This window comes from Streptomyces sp. HPF1205 (assembly GCF_020400825.1).
Lineage (GTDB): Bacteria > Actinomycetota > Actinomycetes > Streptomycetales > Streptomycetaceae > Actinacidiphila.
Map to the genome: position 1 here is coordinate 1 of NZ_JAINVH010000016.1, position 24,868 is coordinate 24,868.

The window sequence follows — 24,868 nt, forward strand, 5'->3', positions numbered from 1 at the left end:
GGCGTCCTGGAAGGCGGAGACCGGCTTGATGCCGTGCGAGACGTCCTTGATGGTGTCCTCCACGGCCTGGGCGGCGTCGGCGGTGGCGTAGCGGGAGGGCACGGTGATGTTCATGTTCCAGAACACCGGCTTGTAGGCGTACTTGGCGGCCTCGGCGTTCCAGGCGCAGCGGTCCTTGGTGAGCTGCGGGAAGTCGGGGTTGTTGATGACGTTGGCCGGAGTGGCGAGGAACGGGAACGTCTGGGCCTGCACGTCGGACTGGCCGGCCTTGGTGGGGGTCGGCCCGTTGGCGCCCTTGGTCCAGTCGGTGCCCTCGACGCCGAAGTTGACCAGCAGGTACTCCGCCGAACCGTAGGGCGCGGCCAGGTAGTTGGCGATGCGCAGGCATTCCTCGATCTGGGCGGGCTTGAGCCCGGCGTTGAGGTAGCTGAACATCCCGGCCGAGTTGTTGAGGAACAGCCGGGGGGCGGCCTTGCCGTCGGCGGAGAACGGCTTGAACGACAGGCGGCGGTAGTTCTTGCTGGCCGCGATGCCGGACTGGGCGTCGGCCTCGTTCCACGCGCCCTGGCCGTCGCCGGTGATGAGCACCTTGCCGGCGTAGAAGCGGGTCTTGGCGTCGTTGTTGTTGCCGGCCAGCGCGTCGGGGTGCACCATCCCGGACTTGGCGAGCTTGTAGCACCAGTTCAGGGCCTCGATGAACTGCGGCTGCTCGTACTTGTGGACCAGCTTGCCGTCGGTGACGGTGAACTTCTGCGCGTAGTCGAAGATCTGGAACGCGTAGGGCCACATGTCGTCGAACGCCCACACGCCGCCCTTGGCGTTGGTGAGTTCCTTGCCGAGGTTGAAGAAGGCGTCGGCGGAGGTGATCTCGTCGGGATTGATGCCCTTCGCCTCAAGGATGTCGCCGCGGTAGAAGTACTGGCCCGGCAGGGCGAAGCCGCTGGGGAACGTGGGTATGCCGTACAGGCGGTCCTGCCAGACGCCCGCCTGCCAGGCGCCGGTGGGCAGCGCGGCCAGGTTCGGGTACTGCTTGATCTTGTCGCCGGCGAGGTACGGGGTGAGGTCCGCAAGCTGCGTCCCGGCCAGCTCGCCGACGTTGAAGTTGGCGTTCCACCAGCCGGGGAGCTGGACCCAGTCGGGCAGCTTGTGGGCGGCGGTGAGGGTGGGGATGGTCGTGTTGTACGTGACGCCGTTGGCGGGCTTCATCGTCAGCGTGGCGCCCAGCGCCTTGGCCATCGCCTGGTAGAACGAGTTGTTCGCCGACGGCACCGTGCCCCACAGCGGGGTCAGCGTGGTGTAGTGCCCACCGGCCCCCGGGACCTCGCTGACGGTCTTGACCGGGCTGTCGGGGTACTTCAGGAAGCCGGCGTCGGTGATGGAGCCGGCCGCGCCGGTCGCCGAGGGGATGTCGGCCTGGACCGCGGAGTTGGGCACGTACGACGGCAGAGCGGCGGCCATGCCCTTCTTGCTGTTGGCGCCGCCCTTGGCGGCCTTGGCTGCCTTGCCGCCCCCGCCGCACGCGCTCAGCAGTGGGGACAGGGCCGCCGTACCGGCGACCGCGACGCTTGCTTGGACAAAGGCTCTGCGGTTCAGCTCCATGGCCATGACGGGCCTGCCTCCAGTCGGAATCCTGCCGGGGGTGTGTCGAAAGGGTGTGTCGAGGGTCCGTCGAAGCGGTTAGTCGAAGCGCTTCAATGTTGCGGCGACACTAGCGACGCGTTAACGCTTCGACAAGAGGTGCGGCAACAAGTTTTCGGCGCGGGCCGTGAAGGGCGGGACCGGCCCAGCAGCCTCGAAGAACGCCCTGCTCGAAGACCTGACGGTGCGAAGCTGGTGCCTGGTAGGCCCGGCGTTCGGCGCGTGCGGGGGCGAGCTCGGGCGGGTGCCGGCGCAAGCGCGTCGCCGTATCGGATTCGAAGCGTTTCAACATCATGTCGCCCGGCCGGTCGTACGGGGTGCGGCCCGCGAACCGGCCCGCCCCCGCGCCGCACCCGGGGCCCCGGCCCGCCCCTCCCGCCGCACCCCGCAGGGCCCCCATCGGCGCCGGGGCCCCTCACCTTCTTTGCCCCCTCCCGCGTCTTGACGGCCGCGGGGCAACGGTGTGAACATCGCCGCACCGCAAAATGTTTACGTAAACCTGAGTCGGTCCGGCCCGTTATGTTTACGTAACCATCACGCTCTGCGCCGGGCAGGTCCGGGCCAGGGCACGAGTGACGTGAGGGACAGGGTCATGGCAGTCGTTTCACCCCCATCCGCGGCCGGGCGGGCCGCGTCGCGGCGCTCGCCGCGGTCACCGCGGTCGCCGGGCGGCAGGCGCCGCTGGACCGGCCTGGGCTTCGTCGCCCCGTTCCTCGCGTTCTTCGCGCTGGTCTTCCTCGCGCCGATCGGGTACTCGATCTACCTCAGCCTGTTCCGCGACCAGCTGATCGGCGGCAACCACTTCGTCGGCCTGGACAACTACAAGCAGGCCCTGCGCGACCACGAGTTCTGGTCGGGCCTGGGCCGGGTCGCGCTCTTCCTGGCCGTCCAGGTCCCGGTCATGCTGGGCATCGCCCTGCTGGTGGCGCTCGCGCTGGACAGCGGCCGGCTGCACGGCCGCGCCTTCTTCCGGATCTCGGTCTTCCTGCCGTACGCGGTCCCGGCCGTCGTCGCCACCCTCATGTGGGGCTTCATGTACGGCAAGCAGTTCGGCCTGGTGGCGAGCATCAACCAGCACCTGCACACCTCCATCCCCGACCCGCTGGGGCCGCACTGGGTGCTGGTGAGCATCGGCAACATCGTGACCTGGGAGTTCGTCGGCTACAACATGCTGATCTTCTACGCGGCGCTGCGCGTGATCCCCGAGTCGCTGTACGAGGCGGCCGAGATCGACGGCGCCGGCCAGTGGCGCGTCATCGCGTCCATCAAGCTCCCGGCGATCCGCGGCGCCCTGGTCATCGCGACGGTCTTCTCGATCATCGGCAGCTTCCAGCTGTTCAGCGAGCCCAGCATCCTGCAGCCGCTGGCGAAGAACTCGATCACCACCTACTTCACCCCGAACCTCTACACGTACTCGCTGTCCTTCTCCGGCCAGCAGCACAACTACGCCGCGACCGTCGCGATCGTCATGGGCGTCGTCACCATGATCGTCGCCTACGCCGTCCAGCTGCGCGGCATGCGAAAGGAGGCGTGAGCGATGGCCGCCACCGGAGCCGCCGGCACGACCGCCACCCCGCCGCCCGCCCGTACCCGCCCGGTCCCGCGCCCCGCGCGCGCCCGCCGCCGTACGACCTCGTCCCGCCCGCGCCGCAGCGTACTGCTGACGGTCCTGACCGGCCTCGTCGTGGTCTACACCCTCATCCCGCTGGCCTGGCTGTTCATCAACGCGACCAAGACCCAGCCGAAGCTGCTGAGCTCCTTCGGGCTGTGGTTCAGCGGCAGGTTCGCGCTGTGGGACAACGTCCACCAGACGCTCACGTACAACGACCACATCTTCGTGCGCTGGCTGCTCAACACACTGCTGTACGTGGTGCTGGGCGCGGGCGGCGCCACCTTCCTCGCGGTGCTGGGCGGGTACGGGCTGGCGAAGTTCGACTTCCCCGGCAGGCGCGGGGTGTTCGCCGTCGTCATCGGCGCGGTCGCCGTGCCCGGCGCGGCGCTCGCGGTGCCCACCTTCCTCATGTTCAGCAGGATGGGCCTGACCGACACGCCCTGGGCGGTGATCGTCCCGTCCCTGGTCTCGCCCTTCGGCCTGTACCTGATGTGGGTGTTCGCCTCCGAGGCGATCCCCGACGAGCTGCTGGAGGCCGCCCGCATGGACGGCTCGGGGGAGATCCGCACCTTCTTCCGGATCTCGCTGCCGCTGCTGGCCCCCGGAATCGTCACGGTCCTGCTCTTCACCGTGGTCGCGACCTGGAACAACTACTTCCTGCCGCTGATCATGATCAAGAACCCGGACTGGTACCCGCTCACCATCGGCCTCAACTCCTGGAACGCCCAGGCGGCCACCGCCGGCGGCCAGCCGGTGTTCAACCTCGTGATCACCGGTTCGCTGCTGACCATCCTCCCGCTGATCGCGGCCTTCCTGCTCCTGCAGCGCTACTGGCAGTCGGGCCTGGCCGCCGGAAGCGTCAAGGAGTGACCGCGCGGCGCCCGCGGCGCCGCGACTCCCCCCCATGTCCCCCTGCGCGCCGCGCCGCGCCGCACCTGTCCCGTACGGCGGGGCCGGCCGCAGATCATCACGCACAACGGAGTGGAACGAGATGAGAAACAAGACCCTTCGCCGCTGGGCACAGGGCGCCGCGGTGCTGTGCGCCGCCACCCTGGGGCTGACCGCGTGCGGCTCCTCCGGCGGTTCGGGCTCCGGCTCCGACTCCGGTTCCGGTTCCGGCGGCAAGAGCTCGGGAGCGAGCTCGGTCTCCGCCGCTCTGGACAAGGGCGGCTCGATCACCGTGTGGGCCTGGGAGCCCACCCTCAAGCAGGTCGTCGCGGACTTCCAGGCCAAGTACCCGAAGGTGCACGTCAAGCTGGTCAACGCCGGTACCGGCAACGACCAGTACAAGGCGCTGCAGAACGCGATCGACGCGGGCAAGGGCGGCCCGGACGCCGCGCAGATCGAGTACTACGCGCTCAGCCAGTTCGCCCTCGGCAAGTCGGTCGCCGACCTGTCGGACTACGGCGCCAAGAGCCTCGCCGCCACGTACTCCCCGGGCCCGTGGAACTCGGTGAACGTCAACGGCGGCATCTACGGCCTGCCGATGGACTCGGGCCCGATGGCGCTGTTCTACAACAAGAAGGTCTTCGACAAGTACAAGCTCCCGGTGCCCACCACCTGGGACCAGTACCTGGACGACGCCCGCAAGCTGCACAAGGCGGACCCGAAGGCGTACATCACCAGCGACACCGGTGACGCCGGCATGACCACCAGCCTGATCTGGCAGGCCGGCGGGCATCCGTACAAGGTCGACGGCACCAAGGTCACGGTGAACTTCGGCAGCGACCCGGGTACCGCCACGTACACCAAGGTGTGGCAGCAGCTCGTCTCCGAGCACCTGCTGGCGCCCGTGCCCGGCTGGAGCGACCAGTGGTACAAGGGCCTGGCCGACGGCACCATCGCCACCCTGGCCACCGGCGCCTGGATGCCGGCCAACTTCACCACCGGTGTGGCGGCGGCCTCCGGTGACTGGCGCGCGGCCCCGCTGCCGCAGTGGCAGGCCGGGCAGCACGCCAGCGCCGAGAACGGCGGCAGCTCGCTGGCCGTGATGAAGGCCGGCAAGAACAAGGAACTCGCCTACGCCTTCCTGCAGTACGCGGCCCAGGGCGCGGGCGTGCAGACCCGCATCAAGGGCGGCGCCTTCCCGGCGACGACCGCCGACCTGAACTCGCCGGCCTTCCTGAACGCGCCGTTCCCGTACTTCGGCGGCCAGCAGGCCAACAAGATCTTCTCCGAGTCGGCCAAGGACGTCCTGCCCGGCTGGAGCTACCTGCCGTACCAGGTCTACGCCAACTCGATCTTCAACGACACGGTCGGCAAGGCGTACGTCTCCTCCACCACCCTGACGTCCGGCCTGCAGGCGTGGCAGGACAAGTCCGTCGACTACGGCAAGCAGCAGGGCTTCAGCATGGGGAACTGACGCCCGCGCCAAGGGGGGCGGCCGTACCGCCCGCCGGTCCCGCGGACCCGCAACGCCCGTGCGCCCGCGGACCCGTAACGCCCGGATCCCGCGGACCGGCTCCGTCCGGGACCCGTACCCGCCGCCCCCCGCCCCGCCTCACCCCGCACGCCCCGAAAGGACCACGATGAACCCCCCCTCCCCGCACCACCGCTGGCCGCAGCGGGCCGCCGGCGACGCGCCCGGCCTCGGCTACGGCGCCGACTACAACCCGGAGCAGTGGCCGCGCGAGGTGTGGCCGCAGGACATCCGGCTGATGCGCGAGGCCGGGGTCACCGTCGTCACTCTCGCCGTCTTCTCCTGGGCCCGGCTGGAACCGGCCGAGGGGCGGTGGGACTTCGGCTGGCTCGACGAGGTCATGGACCTCCTGCACGAGGCCGGGATCTCGGTGGACCTGGCCACGGCGACCGCCTCCCCGCCGCCGTGGCTGGCCGAGCGGCACCCGGAGATCCTGCCTGTGAACGCGTCCGGCCAGACCCTGTGGCCCGGCGGCCGCCAGCACTGGCGGCCCACCTCGCCGGTCTTCCGCGCGTACGCGCTGCGCCTGGTGGAGAAGCTGGCGACCCGCTACGGCGGCCACCCGGCCCTCGCCGCCTGGCACGTGAACAACGAGCTGGGCTGCCACAACGTCCACGACTACTCCGACGACGCCGCCCGCGCCTTCCGTACCTGGCTGCGCGCCCGCTACGGCACCCTGGACGCCCTCAACCACGCCTGGTCGACCAGCTTCTGGTCCCAGGTGTACGGCGACTGGCAGCAGATCCTGCCGCCCCGGCTCGCGGCGGCGCCGGTCAACCCCACCCAGCAGCTCGACTTCAAACGCTTCTCCTCCGACGCCCTCAAGGACCACCTGCGCGCCGAGCGCGACCTGCTGCGGCGGCTCACCCCGGACATCCCGGTGACCACCAACTTCATGGTCATGGGTGGCGGGCAGGACGCGATGGACTACGCGGACTGGGCGGCCGAGGTCGACTTCGTCGCCAACGACCACTACGTCGTCCCCGGCCCGCAGGCGCTGGACGAGCTGTCCTTCTCGGCCAACCTCACCAGCGGCATCGCCGGCGGCCGGCCGTGGTTCCTGATGGAGCACTCCACCAGCGCGGTCAACTGGCAGCAGGTCAACGTGGCCAAGCGGCCGGGCGAGCTGGCCCGCGACTCGCTGCTGCACGTGGCCCACGGGGCGGACGCCGTCTGCTTCTTCCAGTGGCGGCAGTCGGCCGGCGGCGCCGAGAAGTACCACTCGGCGATGGTCCCGCACGCGGGCGCCGACAGCGACGTCTTCCGCGCGGTCACCGCCCTCGGCCGGACCCTGGCGGACCTCGCGCCCGTCGCCGGGTCGGTGCGCCGCCCGGCCCGCGCGGCGATCCTGTTCGACTGGGAGTCGTGGTGGACCGCGGAACTCGACTCGCACCCCACCTCGCGGCTGCGCTACCGCCAGGAGGCGCTGGACTGGTACTCCGCCTTCCTGGACCTCGGTGTGCGCGCCGACGTGATCACCACCCGCGCCGACCTGACCGGGTACGACCTGGTGGTCGCGCCGGTCCTGCACGTCGTGCCGCGGGCGCTGGCCGACCGGCTCACGGCGTTCGCCGAAGGCGGCGGCCACCTCGTGACCACGTACTTCTCCGGGATCGTGGACGAGAACGACCACGTGTGGCTCGGCGGCCACCCGGGCGCCCTGCGCGACCTGCTCGGCATCCGCGTCGAGGAGATGGCGCCGCTGCTGGACGGCGAGTCGGTGCCGCTGGACGACGGCGGTACGGGGACGCTGTGGACCGACCGCGTCAAGGTGACCGACCCTTCCGTGAGCGTTGTCGCCTCCTATGCCGCCGGCGACCTCGCCGGGGGACCGGCGGTGACCCGGCGCCCGCTGCCCGGCGGCGGATCGGCCACCTACGTGTCCACCCGGCTCGGACCCCAGGGCCTCGGCCCGCTGCTGGCAAGGCTGCTGGACGCGGCCGGGATACGCGGCGACCTCCCGGCGGAGGTCGCCGGCGAGGTGGAGCTGGTGGTGCGCACGGACGGCGGCGGCGACTTCTGGTTCCTCGTCAACCGCACCGACCGCCCGGTCCAGGTACCGCTGGGCGCCGGGAAACTGCTGGTGGGGGAGCAGGCCCCGGCGGAAGGGGGCGACACGGGCGCGGTGCTGCTCGCCCCGCGGGGCGTGGCCGTCGTGCGGCATGAGCGCTGAGGCGCGCGGCGCGCTGACGTGCGCGGAAGCGCGGCGCGGCGCTCATGCGCGGTGCGCGCTGACCTGCTGTGAGGCACGGCGCGGCGCTCGGGCGACATGAGCGCCGACGCCGACGCCGATGCCGACGCCGATGCCGACGCCGGAAAGAGCGCCGTGCGGGCCGGCCGGTGGTGCCTCCACCGGGCCGCACGGCAGACGGCTCGTCCGTCCGCGCCGGCCCTCATCAGGGGAGGGCGGCGCGGACGGGCGGCCGTACGCACACGAACCATGCCTGGGCTCCAGGCGATCGACGGGCCGGCCGCCACGGCCGGCCGCAACCGCAGCGAGGTGCACGACCGTGGTGAGCACGGCTGAGACCCGGCCCCCGGACGAGCCGCGGGACGAGCCCCAGGGCGGGCCCCCGGGCGGACCCCCGGACGGGCCTTCGCGCGGGCCGTCGGAGGGGCCGGGCGGACCGCCCGCGCGGCGCAGGCGCGGGGCGTCCATGGCGGACGTCGCCCGGCTGGCCGGCGTCTCCGCGCAGACCGTCTCCCGGGTCTCCAACGGCCACCCGGGTGTGGTGGAGTCCACCCGGCAGCAGGTCGTCGCGGCGATGCGGGAGCTGGGCTACCGGCCCAACAGCGCGGCCCGCGCCCTGAAGCGCGGCGAGTTCCGCACCCTCGGCGTCATCCTGTTCACCCTGTCGACCACGGGCAACATGCGCACGCTGGAGGCCGTCTCCGTCTCGGCGGCGCTGGAGGGGTACGCGACGACCCTGATCCCGGTCACCGCGCCGACGCAGGGCCAGGTGCGCGGCGCGTTCACCCGGCTCGGCGAGCTGGCGGTGGACGGCGTGGTCATCATCATGGAGGTGCACCTCCTGGACGCGGCAACGGTGACGCTGCCGCCGCACGTCCAGCTCGTGGTCGCGGACTCCGACGCCGGCGACCGGTACTGCGTGGTGGACACCGACCAGGTCGGCGGCGCCCGCGCGGCCGTCGGGCACCTGCTGGACCTGGGCCACCGCACGGTCCGGCACGTGGCGGGCCCCGAGGAGTCCTTCGCCGCCGAACGCCGCGTCGACGGCTGGCGGTCGGCCCTGCGGGCGGCCGGGCGGGAGGTGCCGGAACTGCTGCGCGGCGACTGGTCGGCGCAGTCCGGGTACGAGGCCGGGAAGCGGCTGGCCGCCGACCCGGACTGCACCGCGGTCTTCGTGGCCAACGACCAGATGGCGCTCGGCGTCCTGCGCGCGCTGCACGAGTACGGCAGGCGGGTGCCCGAGGAGGTCAGCGTCGTCGGCTTCGACGACATCCCGGAGGCGGCCTCGTACCTGCCGCCGCTGACCACCGTGCACCAGGACTTCGCGGAGGTCGGGCGGCGCTGCGTGCAGGACGTGCTGCGCCAGATCCGTACCGACACCGTGGAGAAGGGCACGACCCTCGTCCCCACCCACCTGGTCGTCCGCGACAGCACGGCCCCGCCGCCCGCCCGCTGAGCCGTCCGCCGCCGTCCGCCCCCCCGGTGTCACAGCGGCCGGAGCTGTCTCGTCACAAGGCATGAAAGGGCCTTGGAACGTGAGAGGTGGCAGTCATGCGGGTGTTCGTGGCGGGTGGATCCGGGGTGCTGGGACGGCGGCTGGTGCCGCTGCTCGTGGCCCGGGGGCACCAGGTGACGGCGACGACGACGAGCGCGGACAAGCTGGGCGCGCTGGAGGCGCTGGGCGCGCGGGCGGTGGTGATGGACGGCCTGGACGCGCTGTCCGTCGGCGAGGCGGTGGCCGCGGCCGAGCCCAACGTGATCGTGCACCAGATGACCGGCATCAGCCTCGCGCACGCCGGCAAGCCCGACCTCAAGCACTTCGACCGCTGGTCCGTCCCGACCATCCGGCTGCGTACGGAGGGCACCGACCACCTGCTGGCCGCGGCCGAGGCGTCCGGCGTCCCGCACGTCGTCGCGCAGGGCTACGCCAACTGGAACGGCATCCGCGAGGGCGGCTGGGTCAAGACCGAGGACGACCCCCTGGACCTGCACGAGGGGACGGCCGCGTACCCCGCGATGGCCGCCCTGCGCCACGTCGAGGACACGGTCGTCAAGGCCGGCGGCGCGGTGCTGCGGTACGGCGGCTTCTACGGCCCCGGCGCCACCGACGACCAGCTCGTCCTCGTCCGCAAGCGGCAGTTCCCGCTTGTCGGTGACGGCACCGGCTACGCCTCCTGGATCCACCTGGACGACGCGGCGACCGCGACCGCCCTGGCCGTGGAGCAGAAGGCGAAGGGCGTGTTCAACATCGTCGACGACGAACCCGCCCCGGAGAGCGAGTGGCTCCCGTACCTGGCGCGGTGCGCGGGCGCGAAGAAGCCGATGCGCCTGCCGAAGTGGCTGGCGCGGCTGCTGGCCGGCGAGGTCGTGGTGACGATGATGACCGAGGGCCGCGGCTTCTCCAACGCCAAGGCCAAGCGCGAACTCGGCTGGGAGCCGCGCTACCCGTCCTGGCGCCAGGGCTTCAAGGAGGGCCTGGCGTGAAGACGGCCTGGTCCCTGGCGCCGCTGCGGTACTGGACGCTCGTGGCGCCACCCCATCGGGGGGTCCGGCGGGAAGCACCCACGCGGTTGGTGGCGCAGCCGATAGCCTCGGTCGTCTCCGACGCCGATCCGACATGACCCGGGAACCATGAGCGCATCGCCGGCACAGCCCGTCATCGACACGCACGTCATCGTCCGCGACGGTGACAAGATCCTTCTCTCGCAGCGGGGCGGACCCTACGGATACGGCAGGTGGCACATGCCGTCCGGGAAGCTCGATCACGGCGAGACCCTGACGGCCTGCGCGGCACGGGAGTTGCTGGAGGAGACGGGCCTCGTCGTGGATCCCGCCGACCTGCGCCTGGTCCACGTCGTGCACCACCGCCAAGCGGCCGAGACCGAGCGGATCGGGTTCTTCTTCGAAGCCCTCGCCTGGACCGGCGATCCGGTCAACCGCGAGCCGTCCAAGTGCCTCGCGCTGGAGTGGTTCGCCGTACACGACCTTCCCGATGACCTGATCGAGTACCCGGCGGCGGGGCTCCGCGGTTACCGCGACTCCGCCGGCCCGCTCACCGAGAACGGCTGGCCCGCCGACGGACGGGTCGGCCGCTGATCGCGCCGCAGTTGCCGCGGCCCGACCGTACCGCCCGTGTACACGCGAGCCCTGCCGTCCGTGGGGAACGGGCAGGGCTCTCGTGGTCTTACGGGTGGGTGTCAGACGTTCCGCTCCGACACGGCCAGGCCGACGAACTGCGCCCACGCCTCGCGGGAGACGGTGAGTACGGGTCCGGTGGCGTTCTTGGAGTCCCGGACGTGTACGGATGCCGGAGCAGCCGCGACCTCCACGCAATCGCCGCCCTCGGTCCCGCTGTAGCTGCTTTTGAACCAGGCGAGGTTGGTGGCGACGGTCGAGGACTCGGCGGTGATCACGGCTCCTCCTACAGCGTCTCGATGAACTGTGCCCATGCCTCGCGGGGGATCGTGAGAACGGGCCCGGTGGCGTTCTTGGAGTCCCGGATGTGTATGGCGGTTATCCCGGCCGCGACCTCGACGCACTGGCCGCCTTCGGTTCCGCTGTAGCTGCTCTTGAACCAGGCGAGGCCGGTGGCGACGGTCGAGCTCTCGGCGGTGATCACGGCTCCTCCTACAGCGTTTCGATGAACTGTGCCCATGCCTCGCGGGGGATCGTGAGTACGGGTCCGGTGGCGTTCTTGGAGTCCCGGACGTGTACGGCGGCTATCCCGGCCGCGACCTCGACGCATTCGCCGCCTTCGGTTCCGCTGTAGCTGCTCTTGAACCAGGCGAGGCCGGTGGCGACGGTCGATGACTCAGCGTTGTTCATAGCGATCCCAGCAACCTCTCGATGAATTCCATCGACTCTCGTGGCCTGAGAGCCTGTGATCGGATAATCCCATAGCGGGCGGCCGCGAGGACCCCCTGTTCCGGGTCAGTCTGCAGGTTGCCGATGCCCTGCGCCTCGGCGTAGACGAACTGCCTGCCGTCTCTGCGCGTGACGACCGTGAATGGCCCGTTCACGCCAGCATTTTCCTCCCGGTCCAGCGGCATGACCTGTAGCTGGACGTTGCGCTTCTGGGCAATCAGAAGCAATTGCTCCAACTGCCCGCGCAGGACGCCTTTGCCGCCGTACGGGCGTCGCAGCAGCGATTCGTCCACCACGAAGCTGAGCAACGGGAGCGGCCTACGATCGAAGATGTCCTGCCTGGCCAACCTGGCCGCCACTCGTTGCTCGATGATCTCGTCGTCCAGGAGGGGACGCCTCATCGCGAGCAGCGCTCGCATGTACTCCTCGGTCTGCAGCAGGCCGTTGAGCACAGGCATGCTGAACGAGAGCAGTTCCAACGCCTCCTTCTCCAGCGCCGCCATCCCCTGGAAGAACACCGGGTACTGCGCCCGTTCGACCTGTTCCTTCCATACGCTGAGCAGGCCCTCCGCGTGCAGGACGTGGTCCGTGCGGTCGATCGTCCTTGGGGACGGGATGCGCCTGCCCTGCTCGAACGACGCGATCGTGGAGGCCGAGTAGCCCAGCCGCCTGCCCAACTCCTCCCGTTCCAGGCCCTCCCGCTGCCGCAACGTCTTCATGGTCTGGCCGAACGCGGCGACCACTCCCCGCCCCGCGTCGTCCTCCGGGCGGCGCCCGGTGGCGTCGCCGTTGTCCCAGCCGTCGCCCAGGCTCACGACGGCCGTTCCCTCCCCGCTGTCGCCGTCGTTGTCGTCCGGGACCCCCTCGGCCCCCGTCACCGCGTCCGTACGCTCCATGTCGGCCACCTCCTCCCCTGGACAACGGCCCTGTGGGCAAACCGTCACGCCGCGTCGCGCGTACCGGCGCGGACCGCGCACGTACAACCGGTGGGCGTCGGAGCGTTACCCCTGGTCACCAGGTGTGGCGGGCCGCCACCGTCGACCGTATGACGCGCAAGTCCGCCGGGCCCGCCGGCGCCACCCAACACACCACTGTCATCGCTCAGTTGACCGGCGCCGCCGGGCCGGGGGCGGACCGCACCTTCGAGATGTGCTTCAGTTCCACTCCGCGCGGGGCCCGCCTGGCCCGGCGCATGGCGGCCGTGCGGCTGGACGCCTGGGGGTTCGCGTACGGCAGCGAGCCGCACGACGACCTCGTACTGATCATCGCGGAGCTGAGCGCGAACGCCGTGCGGCACGGGCGCGTCCCCGGCCGGGACTTCCGGCTGCGGATGTCCTTGGCGCCGGGGGCGGGGAGCGTGCGGGTCGAGGTCACCGACACGCGTGGGGAGCGCGTACCCGAGCGGCCGGCCGCGGCGGACGAAGAGGGGACGGCGGAGTCGGGCCGCGGTCTCGTCCTCGTAGCGCGCCTGGCCGCCCGCTGGGACTGGCACCCCCGCCCGGACGGCCCGGGCAAGACGGTATGGGCGGAGTACGTGTGCGCGCCGGGTGCCGCGCGGTGAGGCCCCTCCGGCCAGTCCCCGGTTTCATGGAGGGATACGTACCCGTACCCGTATCCTTGCGGGACCTGTACGAGGAGGTCCGTGTGTCCGACGCCAATATCCGCATTCCCGCCGAAGCCCGCGACAGGCTGGCCCGGGTAGCGTCCGCCGAGGGCATGTCCCTGCGGGGCTACCTGTCCCACCTCGCCGGGATACTGCTCACTCCCGAGGAGCGCGTCGCGCGGGCCGAGCAGGCGCGCGTGGCACTGCGGGAGTGGAGCGGCTACGACCTGAGTGCCGGTGAACAGGCGGCTGCGGACGCCGAGTTGGACCGGCGGCTGGGCCGGGCGGGAGCACAGTGATGGAGGCCGTGCACATCGTCCTGGACGACACGGCGATGATCGCGGCCGGACAGGGCAATGTGCTCGCCTCGCGGCTGATCCATCGCGCGCATGCCGAGGCGGGCTGGTTCCTCTACGCCCCGGCATGCGCTTTGGTCGAGGCGGACCGGGCGAGGCCCGGTACGGCCGAACATCTCGGCGCGCTTCCCGCTGTCACCGTACTCGACCTGGACCTGCCCGCCGCGCTCGCGGTGGCCCGGGAGACGTCCTGGGCCACCGCCCACACGCGATACGCCGCCGAACCGACGGCGGACCGGCCGAACGGGGCCGTGGTCGCGACCACCGTTCCCGACACGTGGAAGGGGCTGTCCGTACGAGTCATCGACCTCCGGCCGTGAAGGCCCCTTCGGGCCGAACCCGACGTTCCGGATCGTGCGGACCGCCGCCCTCCACCGCACCTCGTCCGATCCCCCTGTAACCCCCTGAAAGCGGCTTCGGTGGGTGACGGGGCACGGGCGCGGGCGCTTCACGTGAGGACGGCAAGATGTACATCCGCTACATTGGTGACATGAGTGAGCCGGTAGTCGAGTCCATGGCCGAGGTTCGCAACCACCTCGCCGACGTCATCGACCGCGCGCACCGGGAGGAGACCCCGACGATCATCACCAGGCGCGGCAAGCAGGAAGCCGTCGTGATCGATATCGAGGAGTACCAGCGCCTGCGTCGGATCGCCGAGGACGCCGAGGAGGCATGGCTGAACGGGCTGGCCGACGAGGCCGAGGCAGAGGGCACGGAAGGCTCGGTCTCCCTGGAGGAGATGGCCGCCCTGCTCCGCGCCCGGCACGGCTGACCGTATGGGGTACGTCACGCGCTTCACCTCGCCCGCCCAGCGGGACCTGCTCAAGATCCCGCGCCAGGACGCCCTGCGGATCCTGTACCGCCTTACGGAATTGCAGAAGGCGCTGGACGCCGGTGAGACCGCGGCGCTCGACATCAAGGCCCTCCAGGGTCACAGCGCCCGGTGGCGGCTCAGGGTGGGTGACTACCGCGTCGTCTACACCGTCGAGAACGGTCAGCTGATCGTGTGGGTCCTGGCCGTCGGCAACCGCCGTGAGGTCCACTGCCGGATCCCCTGAGCCGCGGAGCGGCGCCGTCGGTCGGGCCCCGGCCAACCGGTGACGGCTGACCGGGGCCGCACCGCGGCCCCCCGGCCCGCGGCTCCCCCGTTCCCGGGCCCCCGTTCCCGCGTCCCCCCGTATCCGCGGGTCGTGTGCGTCAGCCGGTCGTCCAGCGGCGCAGCTTCTCCGGGTTGCGCATGACCCAGATGCGCTGGATCCGGTCGTCCGCGATGTCGAAGGCGAACACCGTCACCGTGACGCCGTTCTGCTGGGCCACCAGGCCGGGCCGGCCGTTGACCGTGCGCTGAACCAGGACGGCGTCCATGCCTCGCTTGGCGATCTCCATCCAGGCGCGGGCGATTTGCTCGGCGCCCTCGATGGGGCTCACGAAGGTCACCGCGAGGCCGCCGCCGTCGGCGGTCGCGACGGCGTCGGGGTCCAGCAGGCCGATGATGGCCGCGATGTCCTTGGCCTCCCACGCCGCCTTGAAGGCCTTGACGACACCGTCCTGCCGGACGGCCGGGGCCGCGGGCGTCCGGGCCGCGCGGACGCGGCGGCGGGCGGATGACGCCAGTTGGCGGCAGGCCGCCGGCGTGCGGCCGGTGATCTCGGCCACCTCGGCGAAGGGGTAGCGGAAGACGTCGTGCAGGACGAACGCGACGCGCTCGGCCGGGGTCATCGATTCGAGTACGACGAGGAAGGCGAAGCCGACCGACTCGTCCAGGGTCACCGTGTCGGCCGGGTCACCGGCCGGTCCGGCCGGCTGCAGGCCGGCGCCCTCGGCGGGCCCGGGCAGCGGCTCGGGGAGCCAGTCGCCCACGTAGGTTTCCCGCCGGGCCCGTGCCGAGCCGAGCAGGTTGAGGCAGACGCGGGTGGCGACCGTGGTCAGCCAGGCGCCGGGGGACTCGATGGCGTCCTGCTGCCGCGGCGACATGGCGTACCAGCGGGCGTAGGTCTCCTGCACGGCGTCCTCGGCCTCGGCCAGCGAGCCCAGCAGCCGGTAGGTGAGGTTGATCAGGTGCCGTCGTTCGCCGATGACCGCGTCCAGGTCCTGAACGGGTCGGCCCCGCCGCCCCGCATCAGCGGCGTCCGGCTCGGAATGGGGGGTGGTCATGGTGGCGCAGGCTCCTTCGGTCGAATCCGCCCTCATCCCTTCGACAGGACAGCGCACGCGAATGTGAGGCGAGTGCCCGCCTCACATTCCGGAGGGCTGCGTTGTCGAACCCGTCGTACAAGCACCTACAAGCAGCTACAAGCACATCATCCGCCGAGCAGGAGGCACTCATGACCACGTCGATCACGGCATCGCGGTTCACCGACCCGGCGTCCGAACGCAGCCTGGAGCGGACGGCCGCCGCACTGACGGAGGGCGGCTTCGCCGTCGAGATCCTGGACGACGCCGCCGCGGCGCGCGCCCGCGTCAAGGAGCTGATCCCCGAGGGCGCCGTCGTGCTGACCGGGGCCAGCGAAACGCTTCGCCTGTCCGGCATCGACGAGGACCTCAACGAGAGCGGACGGTACGACTCCGTGAGGGCGCGGGCCCACGACTTCGACCGGGCCACGCAGAGGAACGAGATCTGGCGCGCGCTGTCGGTCCCCGACGTCATCATCGGCAGCGTCGCCGCCGTCACCGAGACCGGCTCCATGGTGATCGCCTCGGCCAGCGGCAGCCAGCTCCCCGGCTTCGCGGGCGCCGCCCCCAGCGCCATCTGGATCATCGGGGCCCAGAAGGTCGTCCCCGACCTGGACACCGCGTTCCACCGCCTCGAAGACCACTGCCTCCCGCTGGAGAACGAACGCGCCATGCAGGCGTACGGCGTCCCCAGCGCCCCCAACCGCGTCCTCATCCTCAACGCCGAACACGAACAGGGCCGCGGCACGGTCCTGCTGCTGCGGGAGGCGATCGGTTTCTGAGACCGCGGCGGTCGCCCTAAATGGGGCTCGCAGCGGCGTTCGTGACGGAATAGGATGATGGCATATTCCAATTCTTCATAGCAGAGGCATATGCCAAATCTAGGCTTACTTGATGATCAAGGATTTGCCAAGATCGGTTTGTCGGGTCCAATATCCGTTGCATGCAACCTCTGATAGTCATGGCTGCTCGGCGTGGTGGGCGCGCTGCCACGAAGGTGGTCCCCGGCCTCCTCTTCGCTGTGGCGGTCGTCACCGCGATCCCTGCCGCCCTGACAGCTTCGGCCGATAGCGGTGGCGCAACGGTGACGCAGTCCCGCGTGACCGCCGCGGCCTCCGCCCCCGAATCGGCTCCCGACCGCTGGATGTGGTGACGGGACAACGCGGCAGCGAAACGCGGCGGAACCGCCCCTGAGTGACGGTCAGGGGCGGGTCGGTCCTTGCTCCGCGAGCAGGCGCTTGAGGTTCTCCTCCTGCTCCTTGGCGCCGAGGCGTTGGTACAGGGAGATCGCCTTTTGCCCGTGGAGAAGGGCCGGCCCGGACTGGCCGGCGGAAAGGGCCGTCAGCGCGAGTCCTGAGAGCGCGTCGGCGGATCCCATGGCGAATTCGACGCGCTCGGCGAGGTTCAGGGCCTGCTCGTAGATCTCCCGTGCGGTGTCCAGGTGCCCCGATTGGCGGTGGACGTCGGCGACGCCCACCAACGCACGCTGCCGCTCGAAGGGGTTGTCGATGCTGCTGGCGACGCTTTCCGCCCGGCTGAGGTGGAACAGCGCTTCTTCGCGCTGTCCGCCTTTCGCGTAGGTGGTGCCGATACCGATGAGCACATCGGCTTCTCCGAGGGTGTCCCCGCAGGCCCGGTAGTTCCTCAGGGCCCGCTCGAAGCTGATGAGTGCCTTGTCGGTCTGCCCCGTGGCTTGATAAACGTTGCCGAGGTTGGCGTCGAGGGTCGCGAGTTCCTGAGGGCCGCCGTGTTTGCGCATCAGGGCCCGGGATTTCTGGTAGTAGGCGTGGGCCTCATCGTACCGGCCTTGCAATTGCAGCATTTCGCCCGTGTTGTTGAGTGACCGCGCGAATCCGTACATGTCTCCCAGTGCGTCGTAGATGTCCTGCATCGTGCGCACCTTGTGCAGTGCTTCGGCGTACCTGCCGGCGTAATACAGCAGCGCCCCTTGTACGTTGAGGCAGTCCGCTTCACCGGAACGGTCGCCGACCTCGCGGTACCGGAGCAGGGACTCCTCCAGGCGGCTCAGTGCCGTGCTGCTGCGGCCGGCCGCCAAGTGCGCGCGGCCCGACTGGAAGAGGGCGTCGGCGCAGCCGTGCGGATCGCGCAGGTCCCGGGAGAGCGACAACGCCTCGGTGGCGCACCGCAGGGCCTGTGCGTGGTTCTTCTGCGCGAGCAGGTCCGCGTAGTCGGTGAGGGTACGGGCCAGTGCGGCGCGGTCGCCGAAGGCGCGGAGAGCGGGGAGCGCGGCCTCGTACAGCTCGACCGCGATGTCCGAGGAGCCCCATATCTTCAGCGATTTGGCCAACACGTGCGGGAACAACGCCCTGTGCTCATGGGTTCCGGCGGCCGCGGTGCGGGCCGCGGCCAGCAGATTGGCGCGTTCGATGCTCAGCCAGACCGATGCCTCGTCCGCGTCGTGGAACTCCGGCGCGTGGACCGAACAGTGCCGCGGGTCGAGGGGGAGCGCGCGGCGGTGGGGGTGCACGAGCCGGTCGGCCCGGTGGGCGGCCGTCAGGTAGTACGAGAGGAGCCGGTCGACCGCCGTTCGGCGTTCGGCCTCCGGCTCGGCCTGCCGGCACTGCCGCACGCCGAAGGCGCGACCGAGATCGTGCAGCCGGTAGCGGTTGCGTACCGGTTCCTCCAGCAGGTGCACGTCCAGCAGCTCCTCGATGGCCGAGCCCAGGCGCCTGGTGCCGGCCGCCGCCGCGTACCCGGCCAGTGCCGCCGCCGCGCCCGAGGTGAGGTCCGGGCCGGCGTGCAGCGCGATCCGCCGGAACAGGAGCTTCGCCGGATCGCTGAGTTCGGCGTACGAGAAGCGGAAGGCGGACTCGACAGCGGTCCCGTCGAACTCCTCAAGGGCGTCCGCGGCCTGCGCCAGCCGTTCGAGCAGGTCCTCCAGGCTCCACGAACTGCGGTGCCTGAAGCGGCCGGCGAGGAGCTGGATGGCCAGCGGGTGGGCGCCGCACGCCTCGACCACGCGCCGCAGGGCCGCGGTGTCCCCGGGCCCGCGTACGAGACCGGCGACGCGGGTGAACAGGGTGGCGGCCTCCCCGCCGGACAGCACGTCGACGAACAGCGACGTGGCGCCTTCCAGGCCGGGAAGGCGGCTCCGGCTGGTCACGAACGCCCGGCAGGCGGACGAACCCGGGAGCAGCGGCTTGACCTGAGCGGCGTCGTGGACGTTGTCGAGCACGACGAGGACGCTGTGGCGTGCCGTCCAGTCCCGCCACAAGGCCGCGCGCTCGTCGAGGGAGGCGGGAAGTTCGTCCGGCCGGTCCGTCGCGTGCAGGAGGATGGCGAGCGCGTCGTTCGGGTCGAGCGGCGGCTGACCGCTGTGACCGCGCAGATCCACGTAGAACGCCCCGCCCGGATAGGAAGCGCGCAGCCGGTGGGCGGCGTGGATGGCCAGGGCCGTCTTCCCGACGCCTGCCATGCCGTGGACGACCGTGAGCGGCAGGGCCGTTCCCGCGTCGGCGCCGGCCGCGGTGGCCGGGTCGGTGGCCGTGTCCGCGTGCGGGTCGGCGAGCAGTATCCGCAGTTCGGCGGCGCGTCCGGTGAAGTCCCTGGTGTCACGCGGCAGGTTGTTGAACGCCTCTTTCCGCGCGGGGGTCACGAGGGCGGAGCCGGTCCCGCCCGTTTCCATCAGCGCGGGGTCCTGCTCCAGCATGCGCAGGTGGAGTTGCTGGAGTTCGATTCCCGGCTCGGCGCCCTGGCTCTCCTGGATGCGCAGGCGCGTGTCGCGGTAGACGGCCAGGGCCTCGTCCTGCCGGCCGGAGCGGTAGAGGGCCAGCATCAATAAGGAGATGGTCTTCTGGGCGTAAGGATTGCGCGAGGCGATCTCGTACAGTTCGCCGATGAGATCCGCGTGGCGGCCCAGCTCCAGTGCCCAGCCGATCCGCTGTTCGCGCACGCGGCGGTGTTCCTCCACCAGGCGGGTACGCAACCCCGCGGCCCACCCGCCGGGGAATTCGGCCAGCGGATCGCCGCGCCACAGGGATTCGGCGTCCTCCAGCAGGCGTACCGCCGCCTCCGTCCGGCCGCGGCCCGCCGCCGCGGTCGCCGCCGCCCGTAATCGTTCGAAACGCGAGAGGTCGACGGCGCCGGGATCCGTGACAAGCCGGTAGATGCCCGGGGACGGCCGGTCCAGTTGGACCAGGTCGCCGACCGCCTCGCGTAATCGGCTCCGGAGCCTGGACAGATAGCTCTGCAGAGTGTCCGGGGCGGTGCGCGGCGGTTCGCCGTCCCAGAGGCGGTCCATCAGGGCGTCGGCGGTGACCGGATCACCGCGGGCGTGCAGGAGTACGGCCAGGACCAGGCGTTCCTTCACCGGGCCGAGGGCGTGCTGCCTTTGGTGGTGCCAGAGTTCGAGCGGTCCCAGCACAAGAAGTTCCACCATCACCCCCGAAGGGTGTCCTCTTCCCGCATCTTGCCGTCATCGGTGGCGCCCGCCCGCGCATTCGTGCGCCATCCCATCAGCCTCTCCGTAGGGCTGTGGGGAGAGGTAGGGGCGCAAAGAAGCGCGGCGGGCGCACAGCCGATGAGATGTCGCCACCGCGTATGAGGAAACGCGCGCCGCCGCCCGCAGGAGGAATGCAAGGTTCCCGCAAGGCCGCCGTCCAACCCCGTTGGGCACTTGCGAAACAGGGTCGCGAAACAGAAGCGGCCGATGCGGCCGGCCGGCGCGCCCGACCTGGGCGCGCCGCCACGGACCGTCGCACGCCGGACCGGACAACCGGGGGGAATTCGATGAACGCGGTAATACACGATACGCACTGGCGTCACATACCGGTGCGCCTCGACGTCGAGCAGTGGGCGACCCGCCGGACACGCAGGAGGATCCTGGCCGTTCTGCACACCGTGGTGTCCGCGCAGCGCCTGCTGGACGCGCTGCGCCTGCTGGAGGGCGACGTCAGGGTGCAGGTGTTCTTCACGGCGGCGCCCGACGTGTTCAGCCATGGGGTGGGCACGCTCATGGAGCAGCTGGGCGGCCTGGTCCTGCCGTGGCACCAGGCCGTGCAGACACCGTTCGACCTGGCACTGGCCGCGAGCCACGGCAGTCTGCACGAACTGCACGCGCCGGTGGTGGTGCTGCCGCACGGCGCGGGACACAACAAGCTCACCCCGGTCGGCCGGCGCGGGCGCCAGGCCGGGCCGCGCGGCGCGTACGGCCTGACCAGGCAGCGGCTGGTGCGCGACGGCGTGGTGATCCCCGAGGCGATCGTCCTCGCGCACCAGGAGGAGGTGACCCGCCTCGGCCAGGAGTGCCCGGAGGCCCTTCCCGTCACGGAGGTCGTCGGGGACCCCTGCTACGACCGTCTCGCGGCCAGCCTGCCCTCACGCGCCCTGTACCGGGAGGCTCTTGGCGCCAAACCCCGGCACCGGCTGGTGGTGGCGTGCTCGACCTGGGGGCCGGACTCGCTGCTGGGCAGGGACTGGGAACTGCTGGAACGCCTGGCCACCGAGCTGCCGCGGGACGAGTACCGCGTGGCCGCGCTGCTCCACCCGCACGTGTGGAACGCCCACGGGGAATGGCAGGTGCGCGGCTGGCTGGCCGGACTCATGCGGTCGGGACTGACGCTGCTGAGCCAGTACGGCGACTGGGTCGGCGCCCTCGCGGCCGCGGACTACGTCGTGGGCGACCACGGCTCCGTCTCCCTGTACGGGGCGATGACGGGGGTCCCCGTGCTGATGGCCGACGTGCCCGAGCCGCAGGTGGACCCCGGCTCGCCGCTCGCCGAACTGCTCTCCTTCGCGCCGCGCCTGCACGCCGACCGTCCCCTGGTCCCGCAGCTCAAACGCAGCGCCGCCAGATACAGCGCCGGCCGCCACGAAAGGGTCGCGGCCCGGATCACCTCGGAGCCCGGTCAGTACGCTGCCAAGATGCGCGCGCTGCTGTACCGCAAGCTCCGGCTGCGAGCCCCGGCCCGGCGGCTGGAGGCGGAACCGGCCCGGCTGCCGCTGACCATCCGGCACGGCGAGCCCGGCAGCATGTCATGACCGTCGGCGCCGTCGTACAGGACGTCCAGGACGTCACGTCCGGGCCCTGGCCGCTCACCCTCACCCGGGTCACCCTCGTACACCCCGAGTCCGGAGCGGAGGTGGTCGACGAGCACCTGCGGGTGGGACTTCCCGCCCCCGCGCGTACGGCCGCGCTCGCGGACGTACTCCTCGCGGACCTGCCTCACGGCGACCCGCGCCACGCCGACGGCCAAGGACCCGCCCGGGCGGCGGAACTGGCCGCCGCCCACCCCGGGGCCCTGGTCGTGGCGGTGCACCGGGGGAACGACTGCTGGATCCGGTTCACCTGCCAGGGGCTCACCCGGGTGCCGGCGGTCCACCGGCAGGACGCCGGACCCGGGGGGCAGGTCTGGGGAGTCCTGGCCTCGCTCGTCCACGCCTGGCTGGGAGCCGGGCTGCCCGTGGAGCGGCTGGGGCCGGTGCTGAGTTCGGCGGCCGTCCGCGTTCACCCGGCGGCCGGACCTGCCGACCCGTCGCCTCCCAACCCGTCGAGCCTGGCCCGCACACCGGCCGCCGGCCGCGGCCGGCCGGCCGCCGAGTACCTGCTCATGGCCTCCTGGTAGTGGACCCGGGCGAGGTCGCCCCGCCCGCGCCGCTCGGCCACCTCGCCCAGACCCTCCAGCGCGCGGGCCGCCTCGTAGCCGGCGGACAGCCGGCGCAAGGTGGCCAACGCCCCCGAGAAGGCCGGCTCCGCCTGGTCGGGACGGTCCAGGGCGAGAAGCGCGCGCCCGAGGACGATGGCGGCGCGTGCCGCGTTGTACGAGTCCCCCGACCGCAGGAGAACGGTGTGGGCGGTGCGGGCGTCGGCGTCCGCCTCCTCGGGCTTCCCCGTCCCGAGGGCGACTTCGGCCAGGTTCAGCCTGGCCAGCGCGCCCGCCCGCTCGTCGCCGCAGGCCGGCAGTTCCTCGGCGGCGCGCCGGAAGAAACCGGCCGCCCTGTCCGCGTCGCCGAGCCGCTGATGGGCGAGCCCGCGGTAGTTGAGGGTGCGGGCGCGGCCGAGGGCGTCACCCGCGGCGGCGAAGATCCGTGCCGCGTCCGCGAACATCGCCAGGGCCCGCTCATGGTCGCCCGAGCCGAGTTCGCCCATCCCGCCGGAGGTGAGCATCCGCGCCTCGGCCGCCGTGTCCCCCAGTTCCCGGGCCGCGGCCAGGCCCTCCGCATGGGCCGTACGCCAGTCCTCGTAGAACTTGCGTCGCGGGAACAGCGGCCACAGGGCATCGGCGAGCTGCCAGCTCAGCATGGGAAGACCCGACGTACGGCACGCGCGAATCACCGCTATCGCATTGGGGAGTTCGCGTTCCAGCCAGTCGAGCGCCGCTTCCGCGCTGTCGCCGAATTCCGCGACCGGTACCGGGCCGGGACCGTATTCACGGGCCATGGTGCGGTGCTGGGGGTCGAGTATCTCCTCCGCGCGGGTCGCCGTGGCGAGATAGTGATCGGCGATGCGGCGGAAAGCGGCCGCGCGCTCGTGCTCCGGCTCGTCCTGCGCCGCCTTCTCCCCGGCGTGCAGGCGCACCAGATCGTGGAACCGGTAGCGCTCGTCCCCGATGTCGGCGAGCAGACTCGCGTCGTGCAGCGTGTCGAGCAGTTCCGCCGCGTCCCCGGCCCCGGCGAGCGCCGCCTCGGCGGCCGGAGCCTCGAAGTCCGTGCCCGGATGCAGCCCGAGCAGCCGGTAGAGGCGGGCCGCGCCGGGCCTCAGGCCCTGGTACGACACATCCAGCGCCGCCCGGACGTCGTGGTCGTCGTCGACCGCCAGCGCCTCCAGCCTGCCGCGCTCCTCGGCCAGCGACCGCACCATCGTGGCGATGACGCGCCGCGGGCGTGCCGCGAGACGGGCGCCGGCGACCCGGACGGCGAGCGGAAGCCCGGAACACAGCTCGACCAGGGCCCGGGCGTCCTCCGGCTGGGTCGCCACCCTGTCGTCGGCGAGCGTGTCCGCCAGCAACTGCAAAGCGGCGGCGGGCGGGAGGGGTTCGAGATGGAGCGGGTAGCAGCCGTCCACCGTCAGCCCCGTCATCCGCCGGCGGCTCGTCACCACGGTCACGTTTCCGGTACCGGGCAGCAGCGGCCTGACCTGGGCCGCGGTGGCGGCGTCGTCGAGCAGTACGGCGAGCCGCCCGCCGGCCGTCAGCGAGCGGTACAGCGCGACCCGTTCCGCCGGAGCCGAGGGCACCTCACCGGGAGGTACGCCCAGGGCCCGCAGGAAGCGGCTCACCACCGCGGCCGGCGCCTCCGGACCGCCCGGCGAGTGGGCGCCCAGGTCCGCGTACAGCTGGCCGCCCGGTAAGTGGGACCGTAACGACCGCAACCAGGCCAGGGCCAGGGTCGTCTTGCCGATCCCGCCCAGACCGCTCAGCGCGGCCAGTACCGGGTTCCCCTCCTCCGCGGCACGGACCCGGTGCCGCTCCAGCGCCGCCAACTCCGCGGCCCTGTCGGTGATACGGGCCGACGGCGGGAACTGCCACGGAACCCGGCCGGAAGGGACCCGGCCGGCCGGTGCGCCGGTGCCTGCCGGCTCCGGCGCGCTCCCGATATGGATCCCGCCGTACACGACCCGCGCCTGGACGACAGGCCCCTCCACCTTTCCGCTCAACTCGTTGTTCGTGTCACGCTCATCTCCCGCCACTCTTCCCCCTCCGTGGTGCCCGACTTCGGATCATTGACGTCATTCTCTTCGTTACGCATGATCGGTAATCGCCCGGTCGGGGACGATTCCGTGAGCGATTCGCGGCTCGGCGCGCCGTTGTACCGCTCAAACATCCGTTGGAGCATGCGTTGAAGCAGCCGTCGAAGCATCCGTTCAAACATCCGTTGAAACATCTGTTTCCGAATGCTGACGGATTTTCGTCCCCGCGGCCGTCCGAAGCCGGTGGAGAGCGCGTGCGGGTGAAGGGGCGCCGAACGGGCGGGGACGGCCGCCTCGTCGCGGTCCGCGGGCGACGGGACCCGCCCCGCCGCGTTCCGTCATCATGGTCGGAACCGACCGCAAAGG

At 71.5% G+C, this 24,868-nt stretch carries 24 protein-coding genes; 16 read left to right on the plus strand and 8 right to left on the minus strand.

What is annotated here, in order from left to right:
- On the minus strand, positions 1-1,605 hold a 1,605-nt coding region (locus K7G61_RS19470), incomplete at its 3' end, for a Tat pathway signal sequence domain protein (RefSeq protein ID WP_225848170.1).
- A gap of 625 nt (positions 1,606-2,230) precedes the next feature.
- Between K7G61_RS19470 and K7G61_RS19475 the strand changes: the two genes are divergently transcribed.
- The 8 genes from K7G61_RS19475 (at position 2,231) to K7G61_RS19510 (ending at position 10,956) form a co-directional block, all read left to right on the plus strand.
- The gene (locus K7G61_RS19475; protein ID WP_225848171.1) at positions 2,231-3,172 is read left to right on the plus strand and encodes a carbohydrate ABC transporter permease; all 942 of its coding nucleotides are present in this window, start codon (positions 2,231-2,233) and stop codon (positions 3,170-3,172) included.
- Between the two features lie 3 nt (positions 3,173-3,175).
- A complete protein-coding gene (locus tag K7G61_RS19480; RefSeq protein ID WP_225848172.1) occupies positions 3,176-4,120 on the plus strand; it encodes a carbohydrate ABC transporter permease in 945 nt (314 codons plus the stop codon).
- Between the two features lie 121 nt (positions 4,121-4,241).
- The gene (locus K7G61_RS19485; RefSeq protein ID WP_225848173.1) at positions 4,242-5,612 is read left to right on the plus strand and encodes an ABC transporter substrate-binding protein; all 1,371 of its coding nucleotides are present in this window, start codon (positions 4,242-4,244) and stop codon (positions 5,610-5,612) included.
- A gap of 166 nt (positions 5,613-5,778) precedes the next feature.
- Positions 5,779-7,842: a beta-galactosidase gene (locus K7G61_RS19490; RefSeq protein WP_225848174.1), complete on the plus strand. Its 2,064-nt coding sequence runs from the start codon at positions 5,779-5,781 to the stop codon at positions 7,840-7,842.
- Positions 7,843-8,326: 484 nt separating this feature from the next.
- Positions 8,327-9,316: a LacI family DNA-binding transcriptional regulator gene (locus K7G61_RS19495; RefSeq protein ID WP_225848175.1), complete on the plus strand. Its 990-nt coding sequence runs from the start codon at positions 8,327-8,329 to the stop codon at positions 9,314-9,316.
- Positions 9,317-9,411: 95 nt separating this feature from the next.
- Entirely contained in the window at positions 9,412-10,344 is a 933-nt protein-coding gene (locus K7G61_RS19500) for an NAD(P)-dependent oxidoreductase (RefSeq protein ID WP_225848176.1), read from the plus strand.
- Positions 10,341-10,481, plus strand: a complete 141-nt coding sequence (locus K7G61_RS19505) for a hypothetical protein (RefSeq protein ID WP_225848177.1) — start codon at positions 10,341-10,343, stop codon at positions 10,479-10,481. Before K7G61_RS19500 ends, K7G61_RS19505 begins: the two co-directional genes overlap by 4 nt.
- 10 nt (positions 10,482-10,491) lie before the next feature.
- Positions 10,492-10,956: an NUDIX domain-containing protein gene (locus tag K7G61_RS19510; RefSeq protein ID WP_225848178.1), complete on the plus strand. Its 465-nt coding sequence runs from the start codon at positions 10,492-10,494 to the stop codon at positions 10,954-10,956.
- A 101-nt stretch (positions 10,957-11,057) separates the two neighbouring features.
- On the opposite strand, the gene K7G61_RS19515 is transcribed toward K7G61_RS19510, so the two are convergent.
- From K7G61_RS19515 to K7G61_RS19530, 4 genes are read right to left on the minus strand one after another with little or no spacing between them, the layout of a single operon-like run.
- On the minus strand, positions 11,058-11,273 hold the full coding sequence (locus K7G61_RS19515; protein ID WP_225848179.1) for a DUF397 domain-containing protein: 216 nt from the start codon (positions 11,271-11,273) through the stop codon (positions 11,058-11,060).
- Between the two features lie 8 nt (positions 11,274-11,281).
- The gene (locus tag K7G61_RS19520; protein WP_225848180.1) at positions 11,282-11,479 is read right to left on the minus strand and encodes a DUF397 domain-containing protein; all 198 of its coding nucleotides are present in this window, start codon (positions 11,477-11,479) and stop codon (positions 11,282-11,284) included.
- Between the two features lie 8 nt (positions 11,480-11,487).
- A complete protein-coding gene (locus K7G61_RS19525) occupies positions 11,488-11,685 on the minus strand; it encodes a DUF397 domain-containing protein (RefSeq protein WP_225848181.1) in 198 nt (65 codons plus the stop codon).
- A complete protein-coding gene (locus K7G61_RS19530) occupies positions 11,682-12,620 on the minus strand; it encodes a helix-turn-helix transcriptional regulator (protein ID WP_263984589.1) in 939 nt (312 codons plus the stop codon). The genes K7G61_RS19525 and K7G61_RS19530 overlap by 4 nt, the downstream gene beginning before the upstream one ends.
- A gap of 149 nt (positions 12,621-12,769) precedes the next feature.
- Here K7G61_RS19530 and K7G61_RS19535 point away from each other — a divergent pair, with 149 nt between their 5' ends.
- The 5 genes from K7G61_RS19535 (at position 12,770) to K7G61_RS19555 (ending at position 14,741) form a co-directional block, all read left to right on the plus strand.
- Positions 12,770-13,285, plus strand: a complete 516-nt coding sequence (locus K7G61_RS19535) for an ATP-binding protein (RefSeq protein WP_225848182.1) — start codon at positions 12,770-12,772, stop codon at positions 13,283-13,285.
- An 83-nt stretch (positions 13,286-13,368) separates the two neighbouring features.
- Positions 13,369-13,626 carry a hypothetical protein gene (locus K7G61_RS19540; RefSeq protein WP_225848183.1) on the plus strand — a complete coding sequence of 86 codons (258 nt, stop codon included), beginning with the start codon at positions 13,369-13,371 and terminating at the stop codon, positions 13,624-13,626.
- A complete protein-coding gene (locus K7G61_RS19545) occupies positions 13,623-14,003 on the plus strand; it encodes a hypothetical protein (protein WP_225848184.1) in 381 nt (126 codons plus the stop codon). The genes K7G61_RS19540 and K7G61_RS19545 overlap by 4 nt, the downstream gene beginning before the upstream one ends.
- 170 nt (positions 14,004-14,173) lie before the next feature.
- The gene (locus K7G61_RS19550; RefSeq protein WP_225848185.1) at positions 14,174-14,455 is read left to right on the plus strand and encodes a type II toxin-antitoxin system Phd/YefM family antitoxin; all 282 of its coding nucleotides are present in this window, start codon (positions 14,174-14,176) and stop codon (positions 14,453-14,455) included.
- Between the two features lie 4 nt (positions 14,456-14,459).
- Positions 14,460-14,741 carry a type II toxin-antitoxin system RelE/ParE family toxin gene (locus tag K7G61_RS19555; RefSeq protein WP_225848186.1) on the plus strand — a complete coding sequence of 94 codons (282 nt, stop codon included), beginning with the start codon at positions 14,460-14,462 and terminating at the stop codon, positions 14,739-14,741.
- 139 nt (positions 14,742-14,880) lie between these two features.
- Here K7G61_RS19555 and sigJ read toward each other — a convergent pair whose 3' ends face one another.
- The gene (gene sigJ / locus K7G61_RS19560) at positions 14,881-15,837 is read right to left on the minus strand and encodes an RNA polymerase sigma factor SigJ (protein ID WP_225848187.1); all 957 of its coding nucleotides are present in this window, start codon (positions 15,835-15,837) and stop codon (positions 14,881-14,883) included.
- A gap of 170 nt (positions 15,838-16,007) precedes the next feature.
- Between sigJ and K7G61_RS19565 the strand changes: the two genes are divergently transcribed.
- Positions 16,008-16,637, plus strand: coding sequence for an LUD domain-containing protein (locus tag K7G61_RS19565; RefSeq protein WP_225848188.1), 630 nt, complete (start codon positions 16,008-16,010; stop codon positions 16,635-16,637).
- 419 nt (positions 16,638-17,056) lie between these two features.
- On the opposite strand, the gene K7G61_RS19570 is transcribed toward K7G61_RS19565, so the two are convergent.
- On the minus strand, positions 17,057-20,254 hold the full coding sequence (locus K7G61_RS19570) for a tetratricopeptide repeat protein (protein WP_225848189.1): 3,198 nt from the start codon (positions 20,252-20,254) through the stop codon (positions 17,057-17,059).
- Between the two features lie 350 nt (positions 20,255-20,604).
- On the opposite strand from K7G61_RS19570, the gene K7G61_RS19575 reads away from it, so the two are divergent.
- Together K7G61_RS19575 and K7G61_RS19580 are read left to right on the plus strand one after the other, a co-directional pair.
- A complete protein-coding gene (locus K7G61_RS19575) occupies positions 20,605-21,855 on the plus strand; it encodes a hypothetical protein (RefSeq protein WP_225848190.1) in 1,251 nt (416 codons plus the stop codon).
- Positions 21,852-22,439: a transcriptional regulator gene (locus K7G61_RS19580; protein ID WP_225848191.1), complete on the plus strand. Its 588-nt coding sequence runs from the start codon at positions 21,852-21,854 to the stop codon at positions 22,437-22,439. The genes K7G61_RS19575 and K7G61_RS19580 overlap by 4 nt, the downstream gene beginning before the upstream one ends.
- Here the strand turns inward: K7G61_RS19580 and K7G61_RS19585 are convergent.
- Entirely contained in the window at positions 22,322-24,502 is a 2,181-nt protein-coding gene (locus K7G61_RS19585; protein WP_225848192.1) for a tetratricopeptide repeat protein, read from the minus strand. The two genes, K7G61_RS19580 and K7G61_RS19585, sit on opposite strands and share 118 nt — an antisense overlap.
- Positions 24,503-24,868: the final 366 nt, after the last annotated feature.